The organism is Kitasatospora sp. NPDC059571, assembly GCF_042735675.1.
In the GTDB taxonomy this organism is placed as follows: Bacteria; Actinomycetota; Actinomycetes; order Streptomycetales; family Streptomycetaceae; genus Kitasatospora.
The window spans coordinates 1-2334 of record NZ_JBHWBW010000734.1; the positions used below are offsets into that span (position 1 = coordinate 1).

The 2334-nt window shown below is 74.8% G+C and carries 3 protein-coding genes and 1 pseudogene; all 4 read left to right on the plus strand.

The genetic code is table 11. The annotated features are described in order from the left end of the window. Nucleotides 1-329 (plus strand): annotated as a pseudogene (locus ACFV0G_RS38425) (hypothetical protein); the annotation flags it as partial. Between the two features lie 25 nt (nucleotides 330-354). Further along, nucleotides 355-477, plus strand: a complete 123-nt coding sequence (locus ACFV0G_RS38430) for a hypothetical protein (RefSeq protein ID WP_380558238.1) — start codon at nucleotides 355-357, stop codon at nucleotides 475-477. Between the two features lie 50 nt (nucleotides 478-527). After that, nucleotides 528-1334, plus strand: coding sequence for a TlyA family RNA methyltransferase (locus ACFV0G_RS38435; protein ID WP_380558244.1), 807 nt, complete (start codon nucleotides 528-530; stop codon nucleotides 1332-1334). Nucleotides 1335-1424: 90 nt separating this feature from the next. After that, the gene (locus ACFV0G_RS38440; RefSeq protein ID WP_380558241.1) at nucleotides 1425-2327 is read left to right on the plus strand and encodes an NAD kinase; all 903 of its coding nucleotides are present in this window, start codon (nucleotides 1425-1427) and stop codon (nucleotides 2325-2327) included. The last annotated feature ends 7 nt before the right edge of the window (nucleotides 2328-2334 follow it).

Here is a 2334-nt window from a genome sequence, read left to right on the forward strand (position 1 = left end):
GGCGGAGCACCGCCCGCCCGGCCGGCCCGGTCCCGGCGGACGGGGCCGCCGACGGTGCACCGGCCAAGAAGGCCGCTGCGGGCAAGCCCCCGGCGAAGGCGGCCGCGAAGAAGACGGCCGCGGACGCGGCGCCGGCGAAGAAGGCCGCGGCGAAGAAGACCGTGGCGAAGAAGACGACGGCCAAGAAGACGACGACCCGCAAGGCGACCGCCAAGCGGACCGCGGCGCAGCCGCCGGCGGGCAAGAAGGCGACCGCCCGGCGGACGACCGTGGTCAAGAAGAGCGTGACCCGCCGTCCCGCCCAGGAGCCGGGGGACGGCGGTGCCTGAGCCGACCGATACCGGCCATCCCTCCGTGGACGACGCGCTCGCCGCGCTGGCCGCGCTGGACGGGGTGGATACCGGGGCACACGCCGCGGTGTACGAGGATGTTCACCAGCGGCTCGTGGACACCCTGGCCGCGCTCGACGACGAGTGACCGCCCGGCCCGGCCGGGCCGGGCACGTAGGAGATGGAACAGCAGTGGCAGTGGCACGACGCCGTCTCGACGCCGAACTGGTCCGGCGCAAGCTGGCCCGTTCGCGCGAGCACGCGAGCGAACTGATCGCGGCGGGCCGGGTGACCGTCGGCGGTACCACGGCGACCAAGCCGGCGACCCAGGTGGAGACCTCGGCGGCGCTGGTGGTGGCCAAGGACGACGACGACCCCGACTACGTGTCGCGGGGCGGCCACAAGCTCGCCGGCGCGTTCGCGGCGTTCGTGCCGCAGGGCCTGGTGGTCGGCGGCCGGCTGGCGCTCGACGCCGGTGCCTCCACCGGCGGCTTCACGGACGTGCTGCTGCGGGCGGGCGCCGCGCGCGTCCTGGCGGTCGACGTGGGCTACGGGCAGCTCGCCTGGTCGCTGCAGAGCGACGAGCGGGTCACCGTGATGGACCGCACCAATGTGCGCGAGCTCACCCCGGAGCTGATCGGCGGCACACCGGTCGACCTGGTCGTCGGCGACCTGTCGTTCATCTCGCTGGGCCTGGTGCTGCCGGCCCTGGCGGGCTGCTGCGCCGAGGACGCGGACCTGGTGATGATGGTCAAGCCGCAGTTCGAGATCGGCAAGGAGCGGCTCGGCAGCGGCGGCGTCGTCCGCAGCCCCGAGCTGCGGGCCGAGACGATCCGTCAGGTCGCCGACCAGGCCTGGCAGCTGGGTCTCGGCGTGCGGGCGGTGACCGCCAGCCCGCTGCCCGGACCCTCCGGCAACGTCGAGTACTTCCTGTGGCTGCGCCGCGGCGCCCCGCGGCTGGATCCGGCCGATGCGGACCGGGCCGTCGCGGAGGGCCCCCGATAGGGTGCTTGGCAGACGTCCTGCCGCCACCGCCGTGTGGCGGCCTCACCGGGCCAAGGGCGACCCGGCAGGCGTAGGGAGAGGGCAGCGGGCATGAGCGAGGAACGTACGGTCTTCCTGATCGCGCACACCGGCCGGGAGGCGGCGCTGCGCAGCGTCGAGGGCCTGGTGCACGGCCTGCTGAAGGCCGGGATCAGAATCCGGCTGCTCGCGTCCGAGGCGGTCGGCCTCGACCTGCCCGAGGGCGTCGACCGGGTGCCCGGCGGGCACGGCGCGGCCGACGGCTGCGAGCTGATCCTGGTCGCCGGCGGCGACGGCACCCTGCTGCGCGGCGCCGAGCTGGCCCGGGAGTCCGGGCTGCCGATGCTGGGGATCAACCTGGGCCGGGTGGGCTTCCTCGCCGAGGCGGAGCGCGACGACCTGGCGGTGGTGGTCGAGCGGGTGGTCGACGCCGACTACGAGGTCGAGGAGCGGATGACGATCGACGTCGTGGTCCGCACCAACGGCGATGTGGTGCACGAGGACTGGGCGCTCAACGAGGCGTCGATCGAGAAGGCCGCGCGGGAGCGGATGCTGGAGGTCGTCACCGAGGTGGACGGCCGTCCGGTGTCCAACTTCGGCTGCGACGGCGTGGTGTGCGCCACGCCGACCGGCTCGACCGCGTACGCCTTCTCCGGCGGCGGGCCGGTCGTCTGGCCCGAGGTGGAGGCACTCCTGATGGTGCCGATCAGCGCGCACGCGCTGTTCGCCCGGCCGCTGGTGACCTCGCCCGCCTCGGTGCTCGCGGTCGAGGTACAGCCGAAGACGCCGCACGGCGTGCTGTGGTGCGACGGCCGGCGGTCGGTCGAACTCCCCGCCGGGGCGCGGGTGGAGGTCCGCAAGGGCCGGACGCCGGTGCGGCTGGCCCGACTGCACCGCGCCCCGTTCACCGACCGGCTGGTGGCCAAGTTCGCGCTGCCCGTGACGGGTTGGCGCGGCCGCGGCGGATCGCACTGAACCACCC